The sequence below is a fragment of the Thorsellia kenyensis genome (assembly GCF_042432445.1).
Lineage (GTDB): Bacteria > Pseudomonadota > Gammaproteobacteria > Enterobacterales > Thorselliaceae > Thorsellia > Thorsellia kenyensis.
In genome coordinates this window covers 49,775-74,694 of sequence record NZ_JBHLXE010000084.1, presented here as the reverse complement: position 1 = coordinate 74,694, position 24,920 = coordinate 49,775, and the positions used below count along the sequence as shown (strand labels likewise).

17 protein-coding genes and 1 pseudogene are annotated in these 24,920 nt (G+C 32.1%); 8 read left to right on the top strand and 10 right to left on the bottom strand.

The window, feature by feature from the left end; all coding sequences use genetic code 11:
- Positions 1-1,605: 1,605 nt before the first annotated feature.
- From ACFFIT_RS07495 to trpD, 3 genes are all read left to right on the top strand, one after another.
- A complete protein-coding gene (locus ACFFIT_RS07495) occupies positions 1,606-3,192 on the top strand; it encodes an anthranilate synthase component 1 (RefSeq protein ID WP_385877039.1) in 1,587 nt (528 codons plus the stop codon).
- 1 nt (position 3,193) lies between these two features.
- Positions 3,194-3,805, top strand: coding sequence for an aminodeoxychorismate/anthranilate synthase component II (locus tag ACFFIT_RS07490; protein ID WP_385877038.1), 612 nt, complete (start codon positions 3,194-3,196; stop codon positions 3,803-3,805).
- 244 nt (positions 3,806-4,049) lie between these two features.
- Complete coding sequence (gene trpD, locus ACFFIT_RS07485; RefSeq protein ID WP_385877037.1) at positions 4,050-5,048, top strand: anthranilate phosphoribosyltransferase; 999 nt, start codon at positions 4,050-4,052, stop codon at positions 5,046-5,048.
- Between the two features lie 774 nt (positions 5,049-5,822).
- Here trpD and ACFFIT_RS07480 read toward each other — a convergent pair.
- From ACFFIT_RS07480 to ACFFIT_RS07460, 5 genes are all read right to left on the bottom strand, one after another.
- Positions 5,823-7,097, bottom strand: a complete 1,275-nt coding sequence (locus ACFFIT_RS07480; protein ID WP_385877036.1) for a GDSL-type esterase/lipase family protein — start codon at positions 7,095-7,097, stop codon at positions 5,823-5,825.
- A gap of 13 nt (positions 7,098-7,110) precedes the next feature.
- Positions 7,111-10,065 carry an SGNH/GDSL hydrolase family protein gene (locus ACFFIT_RS07475; RefSeq protein WP_385877035.1) on the bottom strand — a complete coding sequence of 985 codons (2,955 nt, stop codon included), beginning with the start codon at positions 10,063-10,065 and terminating at the stop codon, positions 7,111-7,113.
- Positions 10,052-11,566, bottom strand: a complete 1,515-nt coding sequence (locus tag ACFFIT_RS07470; protein WP_385877034.1) for an MBOAT family O-acyltransferase — start codon at positions 11,564-11,566, stop codon at positions 10,052-10,054. The genes ACFFIT_RS07475 and ACFFIT_RS07470 overlap by 14 nt, the downstream gene beginning before the upstream one ends.
- Positions 11,567-12,057: 491 nt before the next feature.
- Positions 12,058-14,424 carry a DUF945 family protein gene (locus ACFFIT_RS07465; RefSeq protein ID WP_385877033.1) on the bottom strand — a complete coding sequence of 789 codons (2,367 nt, stop codon included), beginning with the start codon at positions 14,422-14,424 and terminating at the stop codon, positions 12,058-12,060.
- A gap of 130 nt (positions 14,425-14,554) precedes the next feature.
- Positions 14,555-15,094: an elongation factor P hydroxylase gene (locus ACFFIT_RS07460; protein ID WP_385877032.1), complete on the bottom strand. Its 540-nt coding sequence runs from the start codon at positions 15,092-15,094 to the stop codon at positions 14,555-14,557.
- A gap of 558 nt (positions 15,095-15,652) precedes the next feature.
- Between ACFFIT_RS07460 and ACFFIT_RS07455 the strand changes: the two genes are divergently transcribed.
- The 5 genes and pseudogenes from ACFFIT_RS07455 to ACFFIT_RS07435 form a co-directional block, all read left to right on the top strand.
- Positions 15,653-17,344, top strand: a complete 1,692-nt coding sequence (locus tag ACFFIT_RS07455; protein WP_385877031.1) for an ABC transporter permease — start codon at positions 15,653-15,655, stop codon at positions 17,342-17,344.
- An 8-nt stretch (positions 17,345-17,352) separates the two neighbouring features.
- Positions 17,353-18,072: an ABC transporter ATP-binding protein gene (locus ACFFIT_RS07450; protein ID WP_385877030.1), complete on the top strand. Its 720-nt coding sequence runs from the start codon at positions 17,353-17,355 to the stop codon at positions 18,070-18,072.
- Positions 18,073-18,633: 561 nt separating this feature from the next.
- On the top strand, positions 18,634-18,819 hold the full coding sequence (locus ACFFIT_RS07445; protein WP_385877029.1) for a hypothetical protein: 186 nt from the start codon (positions 18,634-18,636) through the stop codon (positions 18,817-18,819).
- 132 nt (positions 18,820-18,951) lie between these two features.
- On the top strand, positions 18,952-19,131 hold the full coding sequence (locus tag ACFFIT_RS07440) for an ATP-binding protein (protein WP_385877047.1): 180 nt from the start codon (positions 18,952-18,954) through the stop codon (positions 19,129-19,131).
- A 128-nt stretch (positions 19,132-19,259) separates the two neighbouring features.
- Positions 19,260-19,427 (top strand): annotated as a pseudogene (locus ACFFIT_RS07435) (hypothetical protein); the annotation flags it as partial.
- A 362-nt stretch (positions 19,428-19,789) separates the two neighbouring features.
- On the opposite strand, the gene ACFFIT_RS07430 reads toward ACFFIT_RS07435, so the two are convergent.
- From ACFFIT_RS07430 to ACFFIT_RS07410, 5 genes are all read right to left on the bottom strand, one after another.
- A complete protein-coding gene (locus tag ACFFIT_RS07430; RefSeq protein ID WP_385877028.1) occupies positions 19,790-20,239 on the bottom strand; it encodes a hypothetical protein in 450 nt (149 codons plus the stop codon).
- Between the two features lie 133 nt (positions 20,240-20,372).
- Positions 20,373-20,561 carry a hypothetical protein gene (locus tag ACFFIT_RS07425; protein ID WP_385877027.1) on the bottom strand — a complete coding sequence of 63 codons (189 nt, stop codon included), beginning with the start codon at positions 20,559-20,561 and terminating at the stop codon, positions 20,373-20,375.
- 565 nt (positions 20,562-21,126) lie between these two features.
- Entirely contained in the window at positions 21,127-21,924 is a 798-nt protein-coding gene (locus tag ACFFIT_RS07420; protein ID WP_385877025.1) for a DUF975 family protein, read from the bottom strand.
- A gap of 206 nt (positions 21,925-22,130) precedes the next feature.
- The gene (locus ACFFIT_RS07415; protein ID WP_385877024.1) at positions 22,131-22,976 is read right to left on the bottom strand and encodes a DUF975 family protein; all 846 of its coding nucleotides are present in this window, start codon (positions 22,974-22,976) and stop codon (positions 22,131-22,133) included.
- Between the two features lie 125 nt (positions 22,977-23,101).
- On the bottom strand, positions 23,102-24,793 hold the full coding sequence (locus tag ACFFIT_RS07410) for a hypothetical protein (protein ID WP_385877022.1): 1,692 nt from the start codon (positions 24,791-24,793) through the stop codon (positions 23,102-23,104).
- Between the last annotated feature and the right edge of the window lie 127 nt (positions 24,794-24,920).

The following is a 24,920-nucleotide window of genomic DNA, read 5'->3' as shown; positions in this document are numbered from 1 at the left end:
TTGGATGCAGATAATGTATTTTATACATCTAAATAGGTCAATTCAAATATTTATTTAAAGTGACGAGATAGAGACTTCAAGCTGTTTAACTATCGTTAATAATAATCATTTGGATGTTTCAATTTTATCAGCAATAACGGAACTTGCTAGATTTGCGGTTAACTGTTTTAATGAAAGGCTTTAAAACAGTGTCTAAGACCAGAAACGGATGTTATATTATTCGTTAGCATCTATCTACGGACACCCCCAGATAGTTTGCCAATGGTTATTTTCGCAATTTCAATCGAGAGGGTTTATAAATATCGCTATAGCATTTAATTTACAGCCAATCCTGCTGTTTATTTATCACTTCAGAATCACTTTTTAATGGCTATCTAAATGTATAGATATTTGGCTATTTTCCGCACTCTTAATATGCGATAAATTTTGACGCCAAATATTATACAGATTTTAATGCATATCCTTACCCGCAAGTGTTATTGTGCTGATAGATTTAACATTTTTTATGGATATGAGGTTAATTTTTTACTAAAAAAGTCTTTTTATATTGCATTACTAACCTATCTTTTGCTTTATTTAAATGCCTGAATACCATTTTCAGTGTTTTAAGTCATTTAAAAACAGAATCTTACCCATAAAATAGAAACTCGTGATCTTGTGGGTAACGATATGGTTTTAAGGGCATATCTTTAAGTGTTTTCCTTCTTGTAACTGGTTTTTGAATAGCACAGACATATTAGCATTCTAACATTCACATGATGTGTAACCATATCTTGAATTTAAGGTACAGCTTAATCGAAGTTAACACTTGTTTTTTGATTTAGATAATTTTATTGAAGTACTAAAAACGTATGAGAGTTCGCATTGATATTTTGCTTATTGATATAGACACTTTAACGCTTACATATTTTTATTCTATACCTTAAAGAAATTAAGATGCAGGTTTAATTAATGTTTAATGTCCACTGTAAGGCCATCAGGATACAAGCTGCAATGTTAAGTAATTCATTGATAGAAAAGTTAATTACCTATTTAAAATGACTATTTTAACAATATTACCAATAGATTTCATTAGAGTATGAGGGTTTTTGCATTTTACAAATATCAATCGACATGCCGATAGTTATTTAACCATAAGATTTTAGGAAAGTTAAACCTGAACTTATTTCATTAAAAAGCAGTCAATAAGCCCATTGTTCTGTCTTCCATCAATCATATATTAAGAACATGATTTTATATTTTTAGCATTAACTATTTATAAAACTCTAAACTACGATGAGAAATGATTTTGGATGTAAGTGTTGGAAAGTTTTTTATGAAACTATACGTAAATGTATAAATAATGGAGATAAGTGATAAAGACAAGTAATTAGAATAAGAAAAAATTCTCGGATGTAGTTAACCATTCAATGGTTCACCTATAATCATTTTATTACAATTAGTCACTATTTTAAAGTTTTTCAACGACTTCAATTATAGGCTATTTTCAGTCTTCACTGTTGTTTATAGTATAATAATTGTGACTTTTAGATTAAATAATTTGACTTTAACTTACAAAATAGTATACTAATGAACTAGTTTACTAGTACAATATTAGGAGAAATAATGACAAACCCATCTGCAGCAAGAATATCCACATTAAAAATGGCTATTCCTTACCATAAAGATCCGACACAGGTTTTTGAACTATTGTGCCTAGATAAACAGGATAGTTTGTTACTTGAATCAGCTGAAATCGACAGTAAAGATAATCTAAAAAGCATAATGATCATTGATTCAGCCCTCAAAATAACTCTGATAAGCAAAAATCTTTGTATAGAAGCAAAATCTAAAAATGCACTTGTCATGCTTGATTTTATAAGAAAAAATTATCCTAAAGAACTAAATTTGCTTTCATCATCAGAAAATAAATTAAATTTTGAGATCCCCTTGCAAGATCAGCATTTAGACGAAGACACTAGGATAAAATCAGTCAGTGTGTTTGATATATTTAGGTTGATCCAAACCTTTGATAAAGTGGATATAAACAATCCCAATGCGATTTTTTTAGGTGGGTTATTTGCCTATGATTTAATTTATCAATATGAGTCACTTCCGGAAGTTGTCAACGAAACAAATTGTCCAGATCTCTGTTTTTATTTAGCTGAAACAATGATGTTTATCGATCATCAAACCCAGCAGTCACATCTACAAGCAACTTTGTTTTCTGATTCGCCTGCCGAGCGTAATTCTCTGTTAAATAGACTGAATATTTTACACTCACAATTAGACCAAAAAATTCCTATCTTTTTAAAAAATAAAGTAATAATTGAGGATTTTCATAAGCTTAACATCAATAATGTCAATGTTAACTTTGATGATAGTACCTACTGCGATCAAGTATCTTCGCTTAAAAATAATATTCTTGCTGGTGATATTTTCCAAGTTGTTCCTTCTCGTCGGTTTTCTTTAGCTTGCCCTAAACCTTTAAGTGCTTATCAGGTGTTAAAGAAACAAAATCCTAGTCCTTACATGTTTTATATGCAAGATGAAACATTTACACTCTTTGGGGCATCGCCAGAAAGCGCGCTTAAGTACGATTCAAAAAGTAGACAAATTGAAATTTATCCTATTGCAGGAACAAGGCCAAGGGGGAAAAATCCTGATGGCTCAATTAATTTTGATTTAGATTCTAGATTGGAATACGAAGTAAGAAATGATAAAAAAGAATTGGCTGAACATACCATGCTAGTAGATTTAGCCAGAAATGATTTATCTCGAGTTTGCGAACCTGGTAGTCGTTATGTTGCCGATTTAACTAAAGTAGATAGATACTCTGTCGTCATGCATTTAGTTTCAAGAGTGGTTGGAACACTTCGCAAAGATTTAGATGTGCTCCATGCTTATTTTGCCTGTATGAATATGGGAACATTGACTGGAGCACCTAAGGTTAAAGCAATGTCTTTAATCGCTCAAACAGAAAAAACAAAGAGAGGCAGCTATGGTGGGGCGATTGGTTATCTTAATCATCAAGGGTGCTTTGACACCTGCATCGTTATTCGTTCCGCTTATGTTGAAAATGATATTGCACATGTACAAGCTGGTGCAGGGGTTGTTTTAAATTCAGTTCCCCAACTCGAAGCCGATGAATCAAGAGCTAAAGCCAGCGCAGTAATTAATGCGATTATTAAAGCACATAGTCAAGGGGCATAACATGGCAAATATTTTACTTTTAGATAATTTTGATTCATTCACATACAATTTAGTCGATCAGTTGCGTTATCAAAAGCATCAAGTTACCGTTTACAGAAATTCAACTCCTTTAGAAATAATAATAAAAAAATTAAGTGAGTTAGAATCTCCTATCATAATGCTTTCTCCTGGCCCAGGACGTCCTGAAGATGCAGGTTGCTTGATGGACTTAATTAAATATGCAAAACAGAATTATCCAATAATTGGTATCTGCCTTGGTCATCAAGCAATAATACAAGCTTTAGGAGGAAAAGTTACTAGAGCTCCAGAAATTGTGCATGGTTCCTCGTCACTAATTTTTCACGATGAACAGGAGATGTTCTCTCTTTTGCCAAACCCTATGAGCGTTGCACGCTATCACTCTTTAGTTGGTACTAATATCCCTGATGAGTTAATTGTTAATAGTTATTATGATTATCTCACAGGATCTGCTCCTAAAGATAAAATCGTTATGTCTGTTAGGCATCGTGAATTAAAAATTGTGGGATATCAATTTCATCCAGAATCAATACTGACACCTCAAGGTGAGAAATTGTTAAATCGAACATTAGAGTGGTGTCTAATAGAAAATTAACTTACTTAAGTAATAAAACCCAATATAGAAAATTATCATTTTTATGCAAGCAAACACGCAAATTTCTCATTTCTGAACTATTTAAATCCTTTGAAGAGATTTTGCATATAAACAAAACAGATATAGAAATAATACTTCAAGAAATTCCTAAGGAAAATTTTGCTTTTCGGGGCATATCTGGGGATGAAGCCATTCTTGATTATAATTTAAATGAATAAACTGAAATATTAATAAGGATTTTTTTATGCATTCTCTTTTGCAAAAATTGTTTGAAGGTGAAGTCCTTGAGCAATTTGAAAGTCAGACACTGTTTCAATCCATTATTGCCGGCAAACTTGAGTCAGCTCAGCTAGCTGGGGCATTAGTTGCAATGAAAATTAGAGGTGAAAAACCTCAAGAAATTGCTGGTGCAGCTAACGCACTTTTATTGGATGCTAAACCCTTTCCTCGCCCTGACTACCCTTTTGCTGATATTGTAGGTACCGGTGGAGATGGTGCAAATACAATCAATGTATCCACTGCAAGTGCCGTAGTTGCTGCAACTCTTGGGTATAAAATTGCAAAACACGGTAATAAGAGTGTATCAAGTAAATCAGGCTCATCAGATTTACTTAATGCTTTTGGGATTTCTCTTAATTTACCCCCTGAAACTTCAAAGCAAGCATTAGATAATTTAAATCTGTGTTTTTTATTTGCACCTCACTACCACACGGGTTTTAAGCATGCAGTTGAAGTCAGACAATCGTTAAAGACAAGAACAATATTCAACGTTCTTGGCCCCTTAATTAATCCTGCTAGGCCACCTTTTGCACTTATTGGTGTTTATAATAAATCTCTTATAAGACCGATAGCTGAAACATTACATGCTTTGCATTATCAAAAAGCAATAGTCGTACACGGAAATGGGCTTGATGAAATTACTGTTGATGGTGAAACAGAAATAGCGGAACTCAAAGATGGAAAAATTGTTGAATACACAGTAGCTCCTGAAGATTTTGGACTGTCACGATATCCGATTGAGTCGCTAGTCGGTGGTTGCCCACTTGAAAATAAAAGACTCATCACTCAGTTATTACAGGGTCACGGTGAAAAATCACATAATACAGCGGTAGCTTTGAATGTTAGCATGCTAATGAGACTCTTTGGAGAAGATGACTTAAAAGCAAATGCGCAAAAAGTGCTTAATATTTTAGCTAGTGGAGAATGTTATCAAACGATTCAAAAATTAGCTTTAATGCATTAATTTGCAACGCACTTACTGCAAAGCTCTTTACACTTGCAAAAAATGTAATACTTTGTCTACCTTAACTTGCCAAACTATCGGCTAGATACTTATAAATGAACTGATGTGTTAAGTGATAATATTGATAGCAAAAATATTCATTTGCTGTCATGGCAGAGTTTTCTTGTGATGGGGCTGTCAACCAATGGTTTATTCAATATTCAATGATTTAACTGCCATTTACTGTTCAAAAATTGATAAATTCACACATTTATTGATGGATTTAAGAATTTAAGGATTTATGGTTTTACCTAATAGGTTAAGTATCTGGACTTAATTGAACACGTCAGCTCTAAAACTAAGCGATACGATCGCAGTTAGAATCAAGCGACTGCTGCGATATTACTTAATCGCTACTGGTTCATTCTCAAGCCTTCTATTTAGTCACTGCATAGTTTCAGTTAATCCTATCGGTTAACGTTTGCTGCACGAATTATAGTGAACAACACAATGATCTTGCTTAAGATATAACCCTTTGCTCTGTATATGATTATGGAGTCTATTGTCTCTTAAATTGCCTGCGATTTAAATGCTTATAACCCTAATAACTACCATTTATCTCTTGTTATTGATGATAAACGGTAGTTATTTATACTGCTATTTTTAGGGAGACAATGTTTGTGTCTCTTGCTTTGTTCATTTTTCCTGCAGTGAGCTCTTTTATATTTTTATACGCCCCAAACCTGGTAATTTCCAATTTTTTTAAGTTGCTGGCATAACAGGTGTAAAGATCAACTAATTTAGTACACGTTTTAAATCTTTAACAAATTGATTCGCACTTTGAGTATATCCACTAGTTGTTAAATGAACTAGATCAGGTTTAGCCATATCTTGTGCTAGCCAACGAGTAATTGAACAACTGCCTCCCATACTCTCTTGCCAATTCCAAAATGCAAAACCATTCTTAAGGGCAGAATCTTTTTGAATTTCTATTACCCTTGCTAACTGATCAGAATAGCTTTGGTTACATGTTTGACTATTTTTTTTGTTGATTTTTTGAGAATCAGGTGGGCCAATTACAATAAATAAAGTATTTGGATAGGTACTTTTTAACGTTCGCATACGATTATTTAAATCTGATGCATAAGCAGAAATATCAAGGTTATTGCCAAACGCTTCATTTGTGCCATATGCGATTAACATTACATCAGGCGTCAAAGTTTTTAAACTTTGCTTCCAGCTATGATGCCACCTATCCCAGTAGTTAATTTGAGCACCATTAATACCTAGCGCAGAAAAAACAATTCCTTTATCGCTCATATTCTCTAAATAATATCCACCAATTTTTAGTGACCTATTCTTAGAGAAAGTTATAGTAACAGGTAAATGAACGTTTTTCACTGCATCGGACCATTTCCAGAGGTTATTAGTTGGTGGCAAATTGAGAGAATTTCCATTTATACTCATACTAGCTGCTGAATTTGTAAAATAGAGTGCTCTAGCCTGAAGGGCATTGTCTGAAGAAACTGTCTTTCTAGGTGATAATTTGATACTACCAGAATTACCTTTAGTATCAAGCAAATACCCCCCAAGCGGAAAGATAGGGCTTTGATCACTTCTGCTACTTAATAAACTGAATTTACCTTGCTCAGAGCTAATAGTCACAAGATTAGAGCGAATACCAGTAACCTCTGTGGGTTGTATAAACCCTATTCCCCCATTCCCAAATTCTCTTTGTAAAAGTTGACGAATTTCACCTGTAAATACATCGGCTGCAGTGTGAGAATCACCTAATTGGATAAAATGGGTACGTTTGCTATTAGAGGAATTTAATACCCCTTTGATCCCCTCAAAAACTTGATTGTTGGGGATATATAGATGACCTATTTTAACTGGTGTTGCATTTGTAGGTAACTTAGGTGTATTAGTTTCAGACGCATTGCTACTACTGCAACCTAATAATAAGCAGCTAAACATAAATGTGAGCACAGTCATCAATTTATTCTTTTTAGCAAAAGTTGAACTGATAGGTTTTATACCAAAAATAATATAATGCTTATAAAGTTTCAAATCATTTTCCTTTTTAAAAGATTTCAATCGGTTCTTCTTTTGGTTTAAACTGTGAAGGAACTGGAGTCGACATTTTTGGTCTACCGCTGTCTTGTAAACTCTTATTATAAGTTCTCCCCTGATCTTGTTTTCGATAGTTTTGTTCAACTGATGGGGTATTTCTTAATTTAGTATTTGAAATAGCCGAATCTGAGCGTACATTCCCAAAATCTTGATTCGTTACATTTTCTGTAATTTTTGATTGAGTTGGTTTTTGGGGCGTCAATGGGTCTCTTATACTTTCAACTGAGTGTTTAGCATTTAATATCTGACGCTCATTTTGTTCAGTTTTATTGCTGTCAACTAAACTGTTGTTATTAGTAGCTTCATCAACAGTTTTTTTAACACCAATTAAAGAAAGTATATATTCAGCAATAATTTTTTGCCCTCTTGGAGTGAAATGTACGCCATCATTAGCTCTTACTTTAACGGCATTACCTTGCCAAGGAGCGTACGCATCGTAGTTTTCTCCCTGATAACTGAACATAACATTACTGTCTAGATAGATCCCGCCAAATTTTTGGCTGATTTGCTTATAAAGGGTATTTAAATGCGTTACGCCTTGGCTTAATTCTTGCTCCTTCATTAAAGGCGCACCAACCCAAACAACACCAATATTTCTTTGAGCCGCTAATTGATAAATAGTTTGAATTCTATTTAAATAGACATCATCCCATGCTGGCGTATTAAATTTAAGATAAGGCTCTCCTTTACCAACGCGCATAGACCAGGGATCGTTTGCCCCTAGCATGACAACTAATAGCCCTATATCTGGATTTTCAGACAGTGTTTTTTCAATAGTAGTTAACCAATTAAAAGAACGATTATATGTTAAGCCAGTGCTTTGCTTACTAAGATTTATGCTATCCACATCAAAATTACTTTTTAATCGATTCATCACATAAGGGGCCACTCCTTGCATCAATGAATCACCGATAAAAAATACCTTCTCTTTATCCTCTAAAACATACCCATATTGAGGAGTTAATTCTGATTTTAGACCTTCCTTAGATAGATCATTAGACGACATATTGGCTGAGGAATTATTCTCATTATAGCCACTATTATGGGCCAAAGTGGAAGAAAGAGAAACAACTCCTAAGACTTCAATTTTTCTGAGGGACGAAGATGTATTTTGAATATTTCTAACTAGAAAATCCGCATAAGTTCTATGAAAATTGTTGGCTTTATTTGATGAGCTACTCAGTGAATTTTTTTGGCTTGGCGAAGAGGCTATTATCTTATCCTGGAATTCATTTGCCAGTTGCGTATCATTAGATTTCATCTCATCAAGTTTATCATGAGAAATCTGATTATATTTTTTTTCGTCACTACCCTGTAAATTTCCTAATAGTGTAGAATCAGATTCTAGCTGATTTAATTTCTTAGATTCATATACCACGCTATTAGGGCCAAAAAACAAACTAACAAAGCTATTTTCAATAGCTTCATGAATATTTTGTCCGAAATGCCACACTTGAAAACCATCTAGAATTTCTATCGGGCTCTGCTTATGATATTTCTGTTGAAAATAGATATTGATTGAATTTTGATTAAACCAAATGAAAAACCATAGCAAAAGCATGATGGATGAAATAGCTATCCACGTATCTATTTCGAGGTCTTTTATTGGAAACTTGTCGTTAAATTCGCTCAATTCATAGCTTACACCATCAAAATCATCAGAGTCAGAATCAATTTTGCGAATAATAGAATAGATCTGCAGTCCATTAGGTAAATGAATAGAGTCTAACTTTATGACTGGAACATTAGACAGTTGTATTTCATCTTTTGCTTCATTTAGCGTTTCAACTTTTATTTCTTCTTTTGTTTCAACTTTTGTTTCTTCTTTTATTTCGACATTTACTTCAGTTATTACTCTACTTACTTTTTCATTCTGTGATTTGTCAATCGCTTCATTAGATGAAATTAAATTGGTTTTTTCAGGATATTTCACCTCTGTGTTTTCATTTGATTCACTGTGATTTATCGTTTCAACTGAAGATATCGTACTATTTAGAGTGTTAGACAAAAAAAGATAGCTCGGTTGATGAATATCGCTTAATAGCTTGGGAGCTTTTTGCCCTGTCATTTTTTTAACCTGGTTGCCAGTAACACCCATGCTATTTTTGTACTCATTATGTGCAATAACTTGAAGATTGTCTTCTTTAGCTACCGCAATTTTATCAATTGACAACAGACTTAAATCTGAGAAATTCTCATCAGAATTGAGTGTCGTAGATACATTTTTATTGGTTGCTTCTGTTTGATTGATTGATTCAGGAAATGTAGCTGAGCTAAAATCATCAGAAGCTCCATCAGTTTTATCATACGATTTTTCGACTATTATAACGTCCGACTGTGTATTTACTGCAGACTCTTTTAGTAATTCATCAGCTTCTTTTGCCCCTTTTGATTCCGTTGTAATAGGTTCATCAAAATCTATAAAATTAACTTCATCGAAATCTCCTAATACAACCTCTTCATCTGAAGGTATTTCTATTTCAGGGTAAAGATAATCAACCCTTTTGGTTTCTAAAGAAGAATTCAATTTTTCTTCTAGAAAAGAGGAGGTATTAGAAGATGTATACACAGTTAAATCATTCAGTTCATTATCCACTTTAATTTCACTGTTATTCACTGCTTGTTCTATCTCTTTTTTCTTTGCATTGTAAGATTCTTGGAGCTGAGATATTGCTATTGCCTGAGTTAAATCAGGTTTGTCCATTAAGATTTCAGTATCTTCATCTTTTTTATTATTGCTGTTTCTATTATCCAAAGAAATTTGATATTCACCTTCACCTTGTTTTTCAGTAGCAGTTATCGACGCTGAATCACGAGTAGTAAGTTTATCAATGTCACTTAATAGTGATTGATTAGATTCGAGCATTTCACGTAACTCATCATACACATTATTAGAACGAGGCATAAATAAATCCTGGTACGCCTGACGGGGCGATATAAATCACAAATTGCATTAATAAAATAAGAATCAAAACAAAATATTTCCAATTTAAAAAAACTAATTTTTCAATCCATGCATTGATCATTTTTACTATAGATGGATAAAAAAGAATAGTTGCGATAATTATACATATAGTTAAAAAATTAAAATCAGCAAGAGCACTCTGATCCCATATAAATAAATGTTCAACTATCGCAATAGCATCACTAAAGCTATTTGCTCTAAAAAATATCCACGTAACACAAATGAAGTGAAAAGTTAAAAGCCTATAAAAATTTTTAGTAACAAAAACAGCAAAAAAATTTTCTTTTATGCTTGAGCTATTAACAGGAAGTTCCTTACTAATTTCAAATGTAGCTAATGCTTTTGCAATATTTGCTTTTTTTTCAATACGGTATTGTATAAGCCGTGAGTAACAGTTAGTAATTATTTGCCCCACTCCGTGTAAAATACCCCAAAACAAAAATGTTAAGCCAGCGCCATGCCAAATCCCTGAGATTGTCATAGCAATCAGGACATTTAGCTGAGTTATGAGAAAACCACTTCTGCTTCCACCTAAGGGGATATAAATGAAATCTCTGATAAACAAGGACAGCGAGATGTGCCATCTATCCCAAAATTGTTTTAAATTTTCAGCTATGTAAGGGTTTTTAAAATTCAGTGGTAACCTAAATCCCAAAAGCATGCCTAACCCTAAAACTAATTCGCTATAGCCTGAAAAGTTAAAGTAAATTTGAAAAGCATAGGCGTAGAGCCCGATTAGAACAGTTAATGTGGAGGAGTTTGCAGGCGTAGAAAAAAGATCATTAACAAACCATTCATCTAGATAGCTACTCAAAACCCAAAGTTTAAAAGTCGCCATAAGAATATAAATAAAAGCCCTTTTAGGCTCAATCATTTTCCTATATTCAGATGACAGTAACTGGGACATTAATCCAGGTTGATGCTTAGTATCATTTACACGATTAATAGGACCTGCAACTAAGCTTGGAAAAAAACTCAAATAAGTGAGAGTTTGAAAAAAAGTATATTTTAAACGTGTATTTTTTTGCTGTTCAACAATCAGGCTAACTGAATGAAATAGATAAAAAGATAAACCTATTGGTAGGGCTAAATTAATTAATGGAAGGCCTAGATTAAAGCCGAAAAATTGGCCTATAAAAAGAACAAATTCACGAATGGCATCATAATACTTAAATAAGAAAAACATAATACAAATCAATAACAACAACAAATATACTGGAAAATGTTTTTTTCTTATTTTATGACTCAGCAAGGATAAAATATAAATCAAAGTACTATATGCAAATAATACTAAAGTTGCATATAGCGAGAATGATGAGATAAAGGCATAGCTGCCTAAGAGGATCAGTCCATTTTGTATTTTTGGCTTATTGGCTAGTAACCAATAAATTATAAGAAAAAAAGTAAATACGAGTATGAACTCAAGCGATAAAAAACTCATAACAGCACCTAGCTGAGAAATAGATGGAAGTCACTCACGTCATTAAATGAGATTATAGCCCTAACATGAGGGTTATATGAATCTAAGGAGTATTTAACGAGGATAAACGCCAAATTATAGTATTAAAATTAAAAAACAGAAATAAAACCTTTCTATACCTTTCTTATAAATAACATTTCTTTTTACACAGTTTGACATTTTAACAAAATTATCAATTTATCACTAGTACTAATTTAACCATCAAAACTTGATTAGTTAATTCAATTTTGAATTCAGATCTGTTAGTAATGCAACATAATTCGTTTAGGAGTAAATATGGTTCAAATGTTTTTATAGTAATCAGCTCCCCCTTTAGTGCCCAAAAAATAGTGCAAAGCAGAATTAAGGCTAATGAATATGATAAAGCCCTTTTACTGATCTTGGGCTTTAATATATTTTGCTATTAATTTAGTGGTCAAAACATGCTGTATACCATTGATAAAACATATCTCTTATTGAGATGACCATAAAGTTAAAATATCTTCCAAAGTCCTGCTCTGACCATTTATAGTAACTTTTTCTCTATCGATTTTTATCCTACTTGAAATAGTTTCATTGTTGATAGAAATTAATTGTGAAAGTGCTGATTGTGAAGAAGGTTTCAACAAAATACGATCAAAATAATCAAGATTAGTTTGAATATTTTCAGCTGAAGGTGTTCCTGCCCAGTTCATCGTAGAAAGCGCTTTTGTTTTAGCATAGAAATCCGCAAATGAATTGATATTCGCATCAAAATTAAGGGTAAGCTTATCGATAAGTTCAAGATTCTTAGCTAGGTACCCTGTGTGATTATTCCTCGAGTTATTGGCCGCAGGTTTAAGATCAACATTTAGTGATACTGTAGAATTTGCCTCTAAACGCTTATTATCACTTAAAGTATAATTAGCACTTATTGTAGGTCCATTAGCTAATACATCAGTATAAAGTGACATTAATTTATCTTCTGTTTCATCTTCTAAAGTATCTTCATCGACAAAATAGCTATGTTCTTCATCTATATTATTGAATTGTGATTCAACAAACATTTTGATTAGTGCAGTAAATGCCGATTTATCCAAATTTTGTGCATCGTGCTCAATATTGAAACTGCCTAAGTCGACTTGATTAACAGTAATATCTTCTCCTTTCAGTGTTTGCTTAAGCTCAAGACTTTCAGCTTTATTATTGATATCGAATGCAATATTGAATTTTTTACCTGCATAGCTTACATCGTCTTGGTTAGCTAAATTTATTTCACCAACTGAATAATCGAGTGTTAATGGAAAAAAACTATCTAAAGAAAAAGCAGAAGATGATTCATACTCTTTTAAAGAAAAGTGTTTATTCGCGTGTGGCTGATTAAAATCAAAAGAGGTTAGTTTTGAATTTATCAATAGTGGAGAATTTAAATCCGTCCCTTTTTTTTCCCATTTTGAAGAAAATTCCCCTGATTTGATATTTACATTTGCTGATTTATTTTCAAAAAATAAATTTAATTCTACAGGATTGATGACATAGTTTGAAATACCCGAAAATTTTGTAAGCAAGGAGAGAAACTGAGAAAACTCTTGCTGTAAATATGCTTGGCGATTTAATAAGTGGTCAAAGTCTCCAGTTATTATTGATTGCCTTATATTTTTAAATCTATTACTAGTGATTTCGGATTGTTTTAAGAGTAAATCCATGCTTGTATTATGAGTTTCTCCATTAATTTTTATAGGAGTTATATTTAATTTCCCGTATTTAATTTCGTCAAAAAACATCAAATACAAAGCATTTATTGGCCTAAAAGTAATATGATACTGTTCGTTATAGATTTGATCATTTGCTATTTGCCTATCATAAACTAGTTCAAATCCATCGATTTTAAATCGTATCACCTTTATATTTTCAAAAAATGAAGGAATAGAATAGTAAGGATCTAGTATTGCTATTGGGCCAACACTCAATTTTGTTTGACCGCTGAATTGTTCTCCAGCTTTATTTTCATAGTTATTTTCTAAATCAATTTTTCCAATGGAAAACATAGGGGAAAGATCCTTGGCATAAGTATTAAATTTAGAGGCCATTTCTTGATTTATATCGTCGTTAACAACAAAGGGGGTATATACTGTAAATGATCCGATATGTGTTTCCAATTTATGATCGGAGGAATTATTAAATGTTAATTCTAATCCATCAAATCTAACAGCAAACGTTTTAGCATTCAAATCAAATGGAGCCGATTGCATATGAGTATCAATACTTGAATCAAAGAAAAGTGTTGTTTGAGCTAATAAAAGTGGATGACTGAATAGATCTTGCTTAATCTCTTCAATACCTATTAAAGATAAGAATTTTTTAACTTCGGGATTTAAGTTGTTTAAGGTACTTACAGATTTAATATCCATAAGACCTGGTAATAGATTTCCCTGCCCAATTTTGGGGAAAGGTCCAAACTTTACGGTATTATTGATATCGATTAGATGAATAAAATCAGCCTGCTCATTCACTTGTTTTTCATAATCATCTAATTCCTCCTTACTCATATAACTTGTTCCAGAAGACTTAAAAGAGCTAATGTCATGGAGTTCTCTTAATTTTGAAATATTTTCAATTTCAACTGAAAGTATAAAATCTGCAGAAAAGAAAGAGTGTTTAAAATTTTTTAAAACAAATCGAGGTTTAATAAAGAATCTATCATCTGCTTGAATTTTTTTATTTATTTCGCCTACATAGTCATTTATTCTATTTTTCGCACTATTACCTATTACCCAAGTTGTTGCGCCCCATGCCAACATTAAAATGGCCAATACTGTAAATACAATCACTAATTTTTTATTTTTTTTCTGGATTTTCATAGATTACCTTAATAAGTAATGGGTTTTAATGTCAATATGTAAAAAAGGACTTAAAATAAATCATATTAATTATAAAGCTAATAAAACATGCATATATTACAAATTTGGCTGAACATAAGCGTTCTATAAATTATAAAATAAACTGCTCAGGCTTAAGAGCGGGGGTTTTATAAAATGCGTGTAATGCATTTATGAGAATTGAAAATCTCTCGGAAAAAGGCTCTTTTAATCTATCTATCACCTTATTATATACTCTTTGCCTAAAAGCGCGGTGATCTGGTTCAAATAAACCGTTCAGATTATCGCAACTTACCTGAAAGGGGAAATTTGCAGCAACTGAAAGCATCCATTCATAGGATTGTGGGGCGACTTCCATTGCTTCAAATTGACTCTGCGTCTCTTTATCACGTCCGTCTGGGCAGTACCAATATCCATAATCTTCCAATAGCCTTCTCTCACTTCCAGCAACTAGCCAGTGGGAAATTTCATGTAAAGCACTTGCATAGTATCCGTGAGCAAATATTATTTGATTATATTTACACTCTGTAGAAGAGGGAAGATAAATAGGTTCATCATCTCCTTTAACGAGAATAGTTGAGTAATTTTCTAAAAAGCAGTGATTAAATAACTCAATGATATCTCTAACATCATGCCCTACAGTCTCTTTCATAAAATCCTTACCTGAAAATATAATTCTATAAATGATTTTGTTTGCTTATCATTAAAATGGTGTTCTGTTGTAATATTTTAATTTTAGCATATTTTAACTCTTCACTTAATTATAAATTTTATTCTTATAGATAAATTTTAATAACGATTAAACAACAATTTAAAATTAAATTAAAAATTTTCTGAATTAGCCCTAATGATTATAAGGTGCTGTTGTAAGTGCAGTCTAATTACTAACAGCATGTGGGACGATTATGAATGCTTCATTCATAACGACATCAAAGTGTAGTACAATTTTTCTTAAAATTAATTCTTTTAACGTGTTGTAAATATATGCGTATACCAAGAAATTGAACTATAAATAGACGTTTATAAATTTAAACTCTGATATGATTTGATAACGGCAAAAATAAATTTTTAGTGTTAGTTAAAACCTTAACTATTTCCAATTGAAAATGTGAATGAGAATGGTTTCTATTTCTGTTAATTTATATTAAAATAAGAATTATTAGCATTTAGAAAACCATTTTGTTCACTTAATCGGCATGGAACTTAACTTTTGTCTCATACATCTAATCTAAAACTGTCTATTAAACATGCCTTGCAATTGCAGAAGCAACGTGGTTGGTTAAGTTTGAACATCTCATTTCTCCTAGCACTGATTGTTCTCTCCCCTGTTATATCATTAGTATTTTGGGCTTTGAGTAGTGATTTATTTCATTGGCAGCATTTAATTGATTATGTACTGCCTAATGTCACGACTTCTACCTTAGTATTACTTATTGGGGTCGGTATTGTTGTAGCGCTTTTAGGCACAGGGGCAGCTATTTTGATGACATTTTATCAATTCCCGTCCAAATCGATTTTAAATTGGGCGCTTCTTCTCCCTCTTGCAGTTCCTACATATATTATTGCTTATGCATATATCGATATTCTACATCCTTTAGGCCCAGTACAATCCCTCATTAGAGAGTTCTTAGGCTACAGTTCTCCTAGAGATCTTAGATTGCCAAATTTAAGAAGTTATCCAATCTTCAGTGCAGTGTTATTGCTTGGATTTGTTCTGTATCCTTATGTATATTTATCCACTCGCGCTATGTTGATGACACAATCTGCCAATCTTATTGAGGTTTCTAAATCTTTAGGATCATCACGCTATGATATTTTAAAACGTGTAGTGCTTCCATTGGCAAGGCCAGCTATTATTGTCGGGCTTAGCTTAGCACTTTTAGAAACATTAAATGATATTGGTGCTTCTGAATTTCTAGGTGTACAAACACTTACTACTTCTATTTATTCCACTTGGGCAAATCGTTCAAATTTTGGTGGCGCTGCACAAATCGCATTAACGATGCTCTTGATTATTATTTTCATACTTTACTTAGAAAAAAAAGCAAGAAAAGCGTCACAATATACCAATAGTAGTCGTTCAAAACTGATTGTCCCAAGAAAAATAAACGGAATTAATGGTATTTTTCTTGCAATTTTGTGCTGGTTTCCTATCTTGATAGGATTTTTAATCCCAACTAGTTACCTTATTAAACAATGCATAATACAACTGATTAGAGGTAATGGTATATCACCTCTTCTTATTAAGAGCGCAGTAAACACCTATCTCATTGCTTTTTTGGCAGTAATAATTACACTTTTTTTGGGTTTGTGTATAGCGTGGGGGGCGAGAAGAATGAGTGACTCTAAAAAAGCCCCTATCCCTGCGTTACTGAAACAAATTACTTCATTGGGTTATGCTATACCTGGGACTGTTTTAGCTATAGGGTTATTAACGCCTCTTGGTTGGACTGATGGTTTGTTTCAACAATTCGGTTTCAGCAAACAAATTATGCTAGGTTCGATTTTAGGTTTATTATTAGCTTACGTGATTCGCTTCTTGGCCATTTCAATTGGTAGTTTATCTTCTGGATTATCAAGGATCCCTCCCTCACTTGAACAATCTTCTCGTTTATTAGGTAAACACAGTTGGCAAACACTTTTTCATATACATTTGCCATTGCTTAAACCTTCATTGCTGACAGCGGCTTTACTCATATTTGTCGATACAATGAAAGAATTACCAGCAACACTTTTGCTGCGTCCATTGAATTTTGAAACGTTAGCTACATTACTTTATGCTGAAGCTGCAAGAGGAAGTTATGAAGAAGGTGCAATTGCGGCTGTATTGATTGTACTTGTTGGATTACTTCCTGTTATCTTTTTGGCTAAAGCATCACAAAATATTTATAGAAAAATGTAAGGCTACATATGCAAGATTTTTTAAAATTAGAACAAATTACTGTGTGCTATTCAGAAGATTCAATCATTGAATCTCTTTCACTTCAACTACCGAAGGGCCAAATAGGTTGTTTTTTAGGAGAGTCAGGGTGTGGAAAAACCACTTTACTTAGAGCTATCGCAGGTTTTGAGCCTTTATGTGATGGGAGAATTATTCTTGATTCACAAATCATCTCCACTCCTAATTCACTAGCTTTACCTGAAAAGAGAAATGTGGGAATGGTATTTCAGGATTATGCTCTTTTCCCTCATCTAAATATTTCTGATAACATCGGATTTGGTTTAAAATCACTATCTAAAAAGGCCAGGTTTGATAAAGTGTCAGAGCTCCTCGAGTTAGTAGGACTATCGGATTTTGCACTTCGCTATCCCCATGCACTTTCGGGTGGTCAACAGCAACGAGTGGCTTTAGCTAGAGCCCTTGCGACAGAGCCTAAACTTTTGCTTTTAGATGAACCATTTTCCAATCTAGACATAGAAACGAGGGAGCGACTACTCCCTGAACTGGTTAATATCCTTAAAAAAAGAGACCAAACGGCTATTCTTGTGACACATAATCAACAGGAAGCTTTTTTAATGGCAGATTTAGTTGGAGTAATTAGTAACAAGCAACTGCTTCAGTGGTCTTCTGTTGAGGAAATACAAAATAAACCGGCTGATGAGTGGGTAAAAAAATTCATAAGAAATTGACAATCGTAGTTGCAGTAGCAGCGCAATTTGTTGCTTTGTTTTTTTGATAAGTTATAATTTACTTATGCTTTAGGCCCTTTACATTAGTGTCAATGGTTGTTAAAAAGTGCGCAAATTTTTTTCTCCGCATTTTTCTAATTTTAATAATAACGATAATTATACCTAGAGTTTAGTCAAAAATGTGATGTAGTTTATGCTTTCGATAAGGGGCTTTGGATTCGATAGTTTCTGATGGTAATATGTAGGGGAATACTCAACCAATTTGGAGCGAGTACAATAATCACTTTTCTTTACGCGACAAGCCTAATGTACTCAGAGGACGACCACACTTACATGGCACCGTGATAATTATGAGATGCCTTTATCTAATTGACTAGCTCCTTATCATAAAGTTGAGGAACATCGCTCAAATATCCTACCCAGAAGCCTCTCACTCCGATTCATTTGTACTTTCTTCGCTATCTGAGCTCAATGCCAAAAGTATCAAGTCAACCTTAGCGTTTGCCGCAGAAAAAAACTTTTCCTCGCTACTACTTTCTATAGAATCTATCTGCCAAGTACGTGCTACTAAACAAGGTCGGTATACTCAATGGACCGACTTCAATACCTCATTTGAAATCTGCACAAACTGCGTTAGGAGTAATCATCTTTGCCACCCTTGTGATCAAAGACATAAACGTGAGTCATACGCTAAGAGACAAGTTACGGCAACGTCGGCAATTAATGACATCGGCAGATGAAATGTAACGATTGCTTGAGTATTGCTAACTAGAATTAATGCATAAAAACTAAACGAGTCTACATAAGCGTTTAACACAATCTAAACTTTACATCGTTAAGCACGTACCACAGTTTGATTAGGCTTGGCCTAAAGGTAATATAGATGCACTTAAATCATTACTGCTCATAGAGTTTATAGATGAAAGACTAAATCCAATCTTAATCGGAGAACCGGGTTTAGGCAAAACCATGCTTGTTAGTGGACTTGGGGTAATTGTCCTAGCACAAGGATTAACTGTGTACTATGCATCTATTTTCCATCTATTTTACATCGATTAGAAAAGCTGAATCAACTCGACCAAATCAAGTCATTACGCAACGCATTGAATAAATTATCTAGTTATGATCTTCTCATCTTAGATGGTCTCGGATCCCTCAGGAATATCTGAAATAGACAAGCTGATTTACTCTATGAAATTATCGAGTGTAGGCATAACATTAAAAGCACAGTCGTCACAACAAAGCTGTTATTAGGCCACAGGCACAGTTTATTTGAAAGTAAAGCCAGCATCACACCAACATTCGACAGGCTGGTAGAGCAATCAATTAGAATAGCATTAAAAGGCACTAACTGACTTTTTTCGACTATTCCATATCTTTTTACCCAATCGCATCTTCGATTTAGAGTATAGATCCTATCTTGGTGTAGGAGTTATCGCAAGAACTGTTATCCAGGATCAAGTTATAAACACTTATACAAAATACTTTAACACACGTATATAACACTTAGTACAAATGCTTTTGCTAGGATAGGACATTAAAGAGCGATTAAAAGAGGCTACACTACATTAAAAATTTGCTTTAGAAGAACGATTTTAATTGTTTTTTTATTTAAAAACGCTCTTTGAATGTCAATAGTCCCTAATAATCTAGGGTTTTAATCTACTCTTATTTTAATCAATTCTTCTGTCTACTCAACTTACATATGATTTTTCAGTCAAAATTTACATTTATTTGATCCGTTTGAGTTAAATACCTTGCTAGATAGGACTAATTCTTTAAATGGCCAGATTTTCAGTGTGCATTTAATTTGTTGATCAACTAATATTTGAGATAATGACACATATGTCGTTCCATTTAAGTCATATAATTTCTTAATTACGATCATTGTTGGTTTCTGCTGTAAATAATTAATATTTTCAGAATTTGTATTAATCCTGAGAGTTTGTATTAAATTACTATTTGCAAATTCCCAAGTTTGAAATCCCTTTACTTGAACATCATGGATTGGATTGCCATGGATTTTATAGATTTCACTAACGGTCAAATCATTCAATTTATTAACATCATATTTGAATGGTTTATAAATAAAAGATAATAAAAACAAAACATAAAATACAAAAAAAAGTCCACCTATTAATGTAATAGTTAAAATTACTTTTTTCATCCCTATTCCTTATAACTTAAATTAATCTATACACTCCATATATACTGAAGAACCTATAGACATTCTACCATTCCATGTCCATCCGATGGCGGTCAAGCTCTTTCTTAAAGTGACTGATTTTAATTTTTTTCAGCTAATGTATTGCACACATATCTATGGCATTAATTTCCTTAATACCAAATGCTTCTACACATTCATTCAAGGAGGGCTTAACCATAGTAATGTCATAATCATTTTTTATGTTGTATCTTTCTGATTTTACTCTATTTAATGCCGATGTCGAAATGATGATATTTAGTATTTTTTTCGCTTTTGCAAGCATATATACAAGGATTGTTGATTTATTTTGTGCAGCTTTAATTTATATTAGCTTTTTTTATTTATAAGGATATTATTTGAACTTTCTTTAAGCTTAGCTTTCCATTTGTAAAGTGTACTTTTTGAAATATTATAATTTGTGTGAATTTATAGGCTTATAATAGATGCGTTACTCGGATGCTTTTTCAAAAGATAAAGATTATAACAGATCATTTCAAGCATATTATTAATTTTACTATGAGTAAATACTAGAAAATACTCCTATAAAAATGTTTGCATTGAAGAGTTATTTCTATTTTATTAATAAATTGATTTTCGGAGTTGCTCAGTCGAAAGAATAACTCACGACCGAGATTGAAATATAGATCACTTTATATTATTAAAGATCTTATTTGATAGGAATTTCATACCAATTCATTAGAAGAATAATTACAGTTAATATTTTATTAATGTGTAAAATATTTATGAATCCTAACTCTTTAACCACTAATGAATCAGTATCTACTTTTTTATGGTATTACTTAACATTAATCAACAATTTCTTTTCAAAGTAATCTTCATCTAACCAATTAGATAATTATGTTGGTTGGTTGTTTATCATTATCCTTTACCTGCTCTAAACCATCAGTAGGTTTGATTTCATTAATCACGTTTTGATAAAAAATTGCGAGAGCTGATTTAAAGTAAACCCAAAATACAATATAAGCAAAAATTGACCACAAAGCTGAAAGGAACAAATATAAATTAAGATTTTGCAATAATAATGGTTTGATTATATTCCCTCCCATAGCTAAGATTATTTGAGCTAATATAAACCAACCTATAAAAGAAATTACCAAAGAAAATAATTTAAGCTTACGCCCATGCATTAACCTCCTAGATTCTGTGATAGCTTGATTAGCTGTAATTTGAGGGTTATCTCTTAAAATGAAAGGTGCTAATGCATATGAATGCAGTTTAATAATACCAGGTATTACTAACAGTGAAGACCAGAGAGTGATATATATAACGTATAAAATATTATAAAAAACAAGTTTACTAAAGTAAGGCTTAATATTTTGAATTAAATGCTTTTGTTCTATTGGCTTCTTGCGAACATTGTCGAGAGTAATCCATGTAAAACTGGTATTAAACGGGCTTAAAAGGAAAGATAGCACAAAAAATAATAACATTGGCTTTTGAATATTGCTAGATAATATCTCTATTTCACTATGGGGCAATGATTCCAATAGTGTTAAATCTAATAAAATTTTAATTGTAGCTTCAGGGAGAATCGATTTGAAGATAAGTTGTGGTATGCCGTCAGCAATAATTGCTGACAAGATCCCAATAAGAATCAAAATTTTCCAACTACCTGCTAAAGCCATTCTGGCCTGTTGTCTTATTTCAGCGTTCATTTTTTTCCTTTTATATGACTGATGATTAGATTTTTACCTTCCGAATTATATCATAAACGATTGTTTATAATAGCTATCATTTGAATTTAGAGAAACACATTATAAAAAACAAACAATTTATATGTTATTATATTTTTATAACGTTAAAGTCTCTCTTTATCTTAGTATTTTATAAGTTAAATTATGATATTATTTTGAATATCAGGTAATTTATTTTTATTTAACGGACTGCTATTGATATCTGTCGAATTTATTATTTCGTCATAATATTTTGCAATAACAGCGAAAAAATATAGATAAAATAGTGAGGTTGCGCAGAAAACTAAAAAACAAGTAACAATAATAGCCAATAATATTGAAGGCATAAGCATAGGGAACAAGTGCATATTGTTCAATTTGATTAATATCCTCATCAATAAATACCATCCAAAAAAAGAAACAGCTAAACTCAACAAATTAACTTTTTTTCCGTCCATTAACTCTCTTGATTTGCTGATTGCTTCATTTGCGCTTATTTGCTTATTGTCACGTAACAAAAATGGTGCAAGTGCATATGAATGCATTTTTATATATCCAGGTATTATAAATAAGCAAGACCAACAAAGGATATAGAACCAATAAAGAAAATAAAATCTTACTAATCTAAAATAATTCTTTTTTACTTGAATAAACAAATCTGCAAAAGTGACCCTATTATTTCTCACTGTGTCTAATAATAACCATTTATAACAAGTCCAAAAAGGACTTAGAAGCACTATACAAAAAGCAAAAGTCAACATCAATTTTGTAATAGTCCAAATGTATTCATAGAAGGAGTACTTCATTTCTATTGAAATTGAATGTTCATTATTTTCTAGGTCTGAATTAATCAACATACTGACTAAATTAAGGTCAAAAAAATGGTAAATGATAATGATAGGTAATCCAAAGGTTATAATTCTGGCGAGTAAACTACATAAGAACAAAAAAGACCACTTTTCATTCAATGCATCTAATGCTTGTTTTTTTAATGTTTTATTCATATAGTTCCTTTGGATTTATGAAGACTCAATCATTTTTTGTTAATTAAAATTCAACTAATTTTTCAAATAACTCATAATATATTAATGATATTTAAATGAACTGCACTCTTTTTTCAAATTTCAGTTTATAAGATATCTTTGATAAAAGCGTTAAACTCTTCTTGCGTATAGCTTTTTCCGTTAAATTTTAGGGAACCTTTCTTATGATCATAAGATACGGCTATTGAAAATATACTCTCTTTGTCCATAAAATTTACTCTATCACTTTTACTAATGTGATCATTACGCTTGCGGTTATTGCTATTATCGATTTGATTGACCTTATTTTTTTCAGCCGTAATGTTTTTTTGGGTCACAAAAGGAAAAATTTGATTCATCTGGTTAAGTGCAAAAAACAGTTCTTTTTTATTAATCTTCTCATCTACTTCTTCTAAAGTTAAAAGGAGTTCTAATAAATTTTCTAATTGGGGCTGAGTAATTTCAATGTTTAGTGTAAATTCATCAGTGTATAGAAAAGGCAATAAGAAAACACGACCGTTTATACTATTAAAATCAACTTTTTTCGAATTAAAACGCCAACTTTTAGTCAGTTTAAGATATGCATCATCATTTTTCTCAAGCATAAGAGAATGTATTTTTAACTGGGGGGATGTTGTTAATACCGCTTCAGATAAATTTAGCCATTGAGCAAAATAATAGACCGGCAGTCCATATGTATTTCTATTGGCAACTTCATCTTCTTGATATCGTATATGTGCCCTATTCGCCATTTCAAATAAATTTTTTGAATTGATATTGATTAATTCGAAATCAGCAATAAATTTACCTAATAAACCCTCCATATAAGTGACAGTGTCACTCTTCATGTGAATTTTATATTGATGATTTGCCAATTTGTTTTGTGTATGGATGTTATTTTTTACCCCAATATGCTTAGGAGCATCAATTTTAGGTAAGCTTGAAACGTTCTCACGGGTCTCAATAGCAGATTGGTTAGCCAGTACTTTATTTTTTGCATCTATTGACTCAATTTGTTCTATTTTAGAAGTAAAGCCGCTAAGCATTAAATTGTGACTAACTATTGATTTAGCATTAAATGCAATTGTTTTCAGTACAGAATTGTCAAAGTTAAGCGTAAAAGTCCCCTCTTCAATTTTCAACATTTCCTTCAATTTTGGAGTAATTGGCTTAATCACTTTAGCGACTGAAGTATTAAAATTTTCTGAAGTAGTCGATAAATCTGATTTTGATTTATCAATCTCATTATCTAGAAGATTTGATATCTCCTTATTGCCATGATTAACGATAAACTCAGGTATAGTGATAGTAATTTTTGAGCTATTTTGTTCAGATTCGGTTTGATAGTTTACATACACTCTATCCGCTTTTATTCTGTTTTTATTTAGTACATCAGCAAGATTTTCAAAGTCAAATTCAGCATCGATAGAATCATCTGAATAAAAATTGATGTTAGTTTTAAATTGCGTTTCTTTTGCATTTTCACTAATCAAAGAGTTAATAGTATAGGTATTTAACGCAGAAAAAGAAAAAAAATTATTCCATGCCAATTGTCGGATCGGCGTCAAGCCATATACATGCGCATCACCAGATAAAGTGGCAGTGTATCTATTAAATAATCTACTGATAGGATTGTAGGAAAGCTGATATTTTGCTGAAAGTAATTTCACGTCACTTTTTGTATTGGTGTTTTTTTCAACTAAATCAAATTTTATATCTTTTGAAAATAGATGAGGGGTTATTTCTACATTTATGATTTGAACTTTATGTTGCTGATTGAATTGTTCAGCATAGGACATTAAACGTTCGCTTAATTGTTTTCCTTGAGACAAACTTCTATATACAATAAAACTTGAAAAAACTATCAAGAGACAAAATAAGATCAGAGTGATTTTTTTAATGTTGCGTTTGTTTAAATTCATAGTA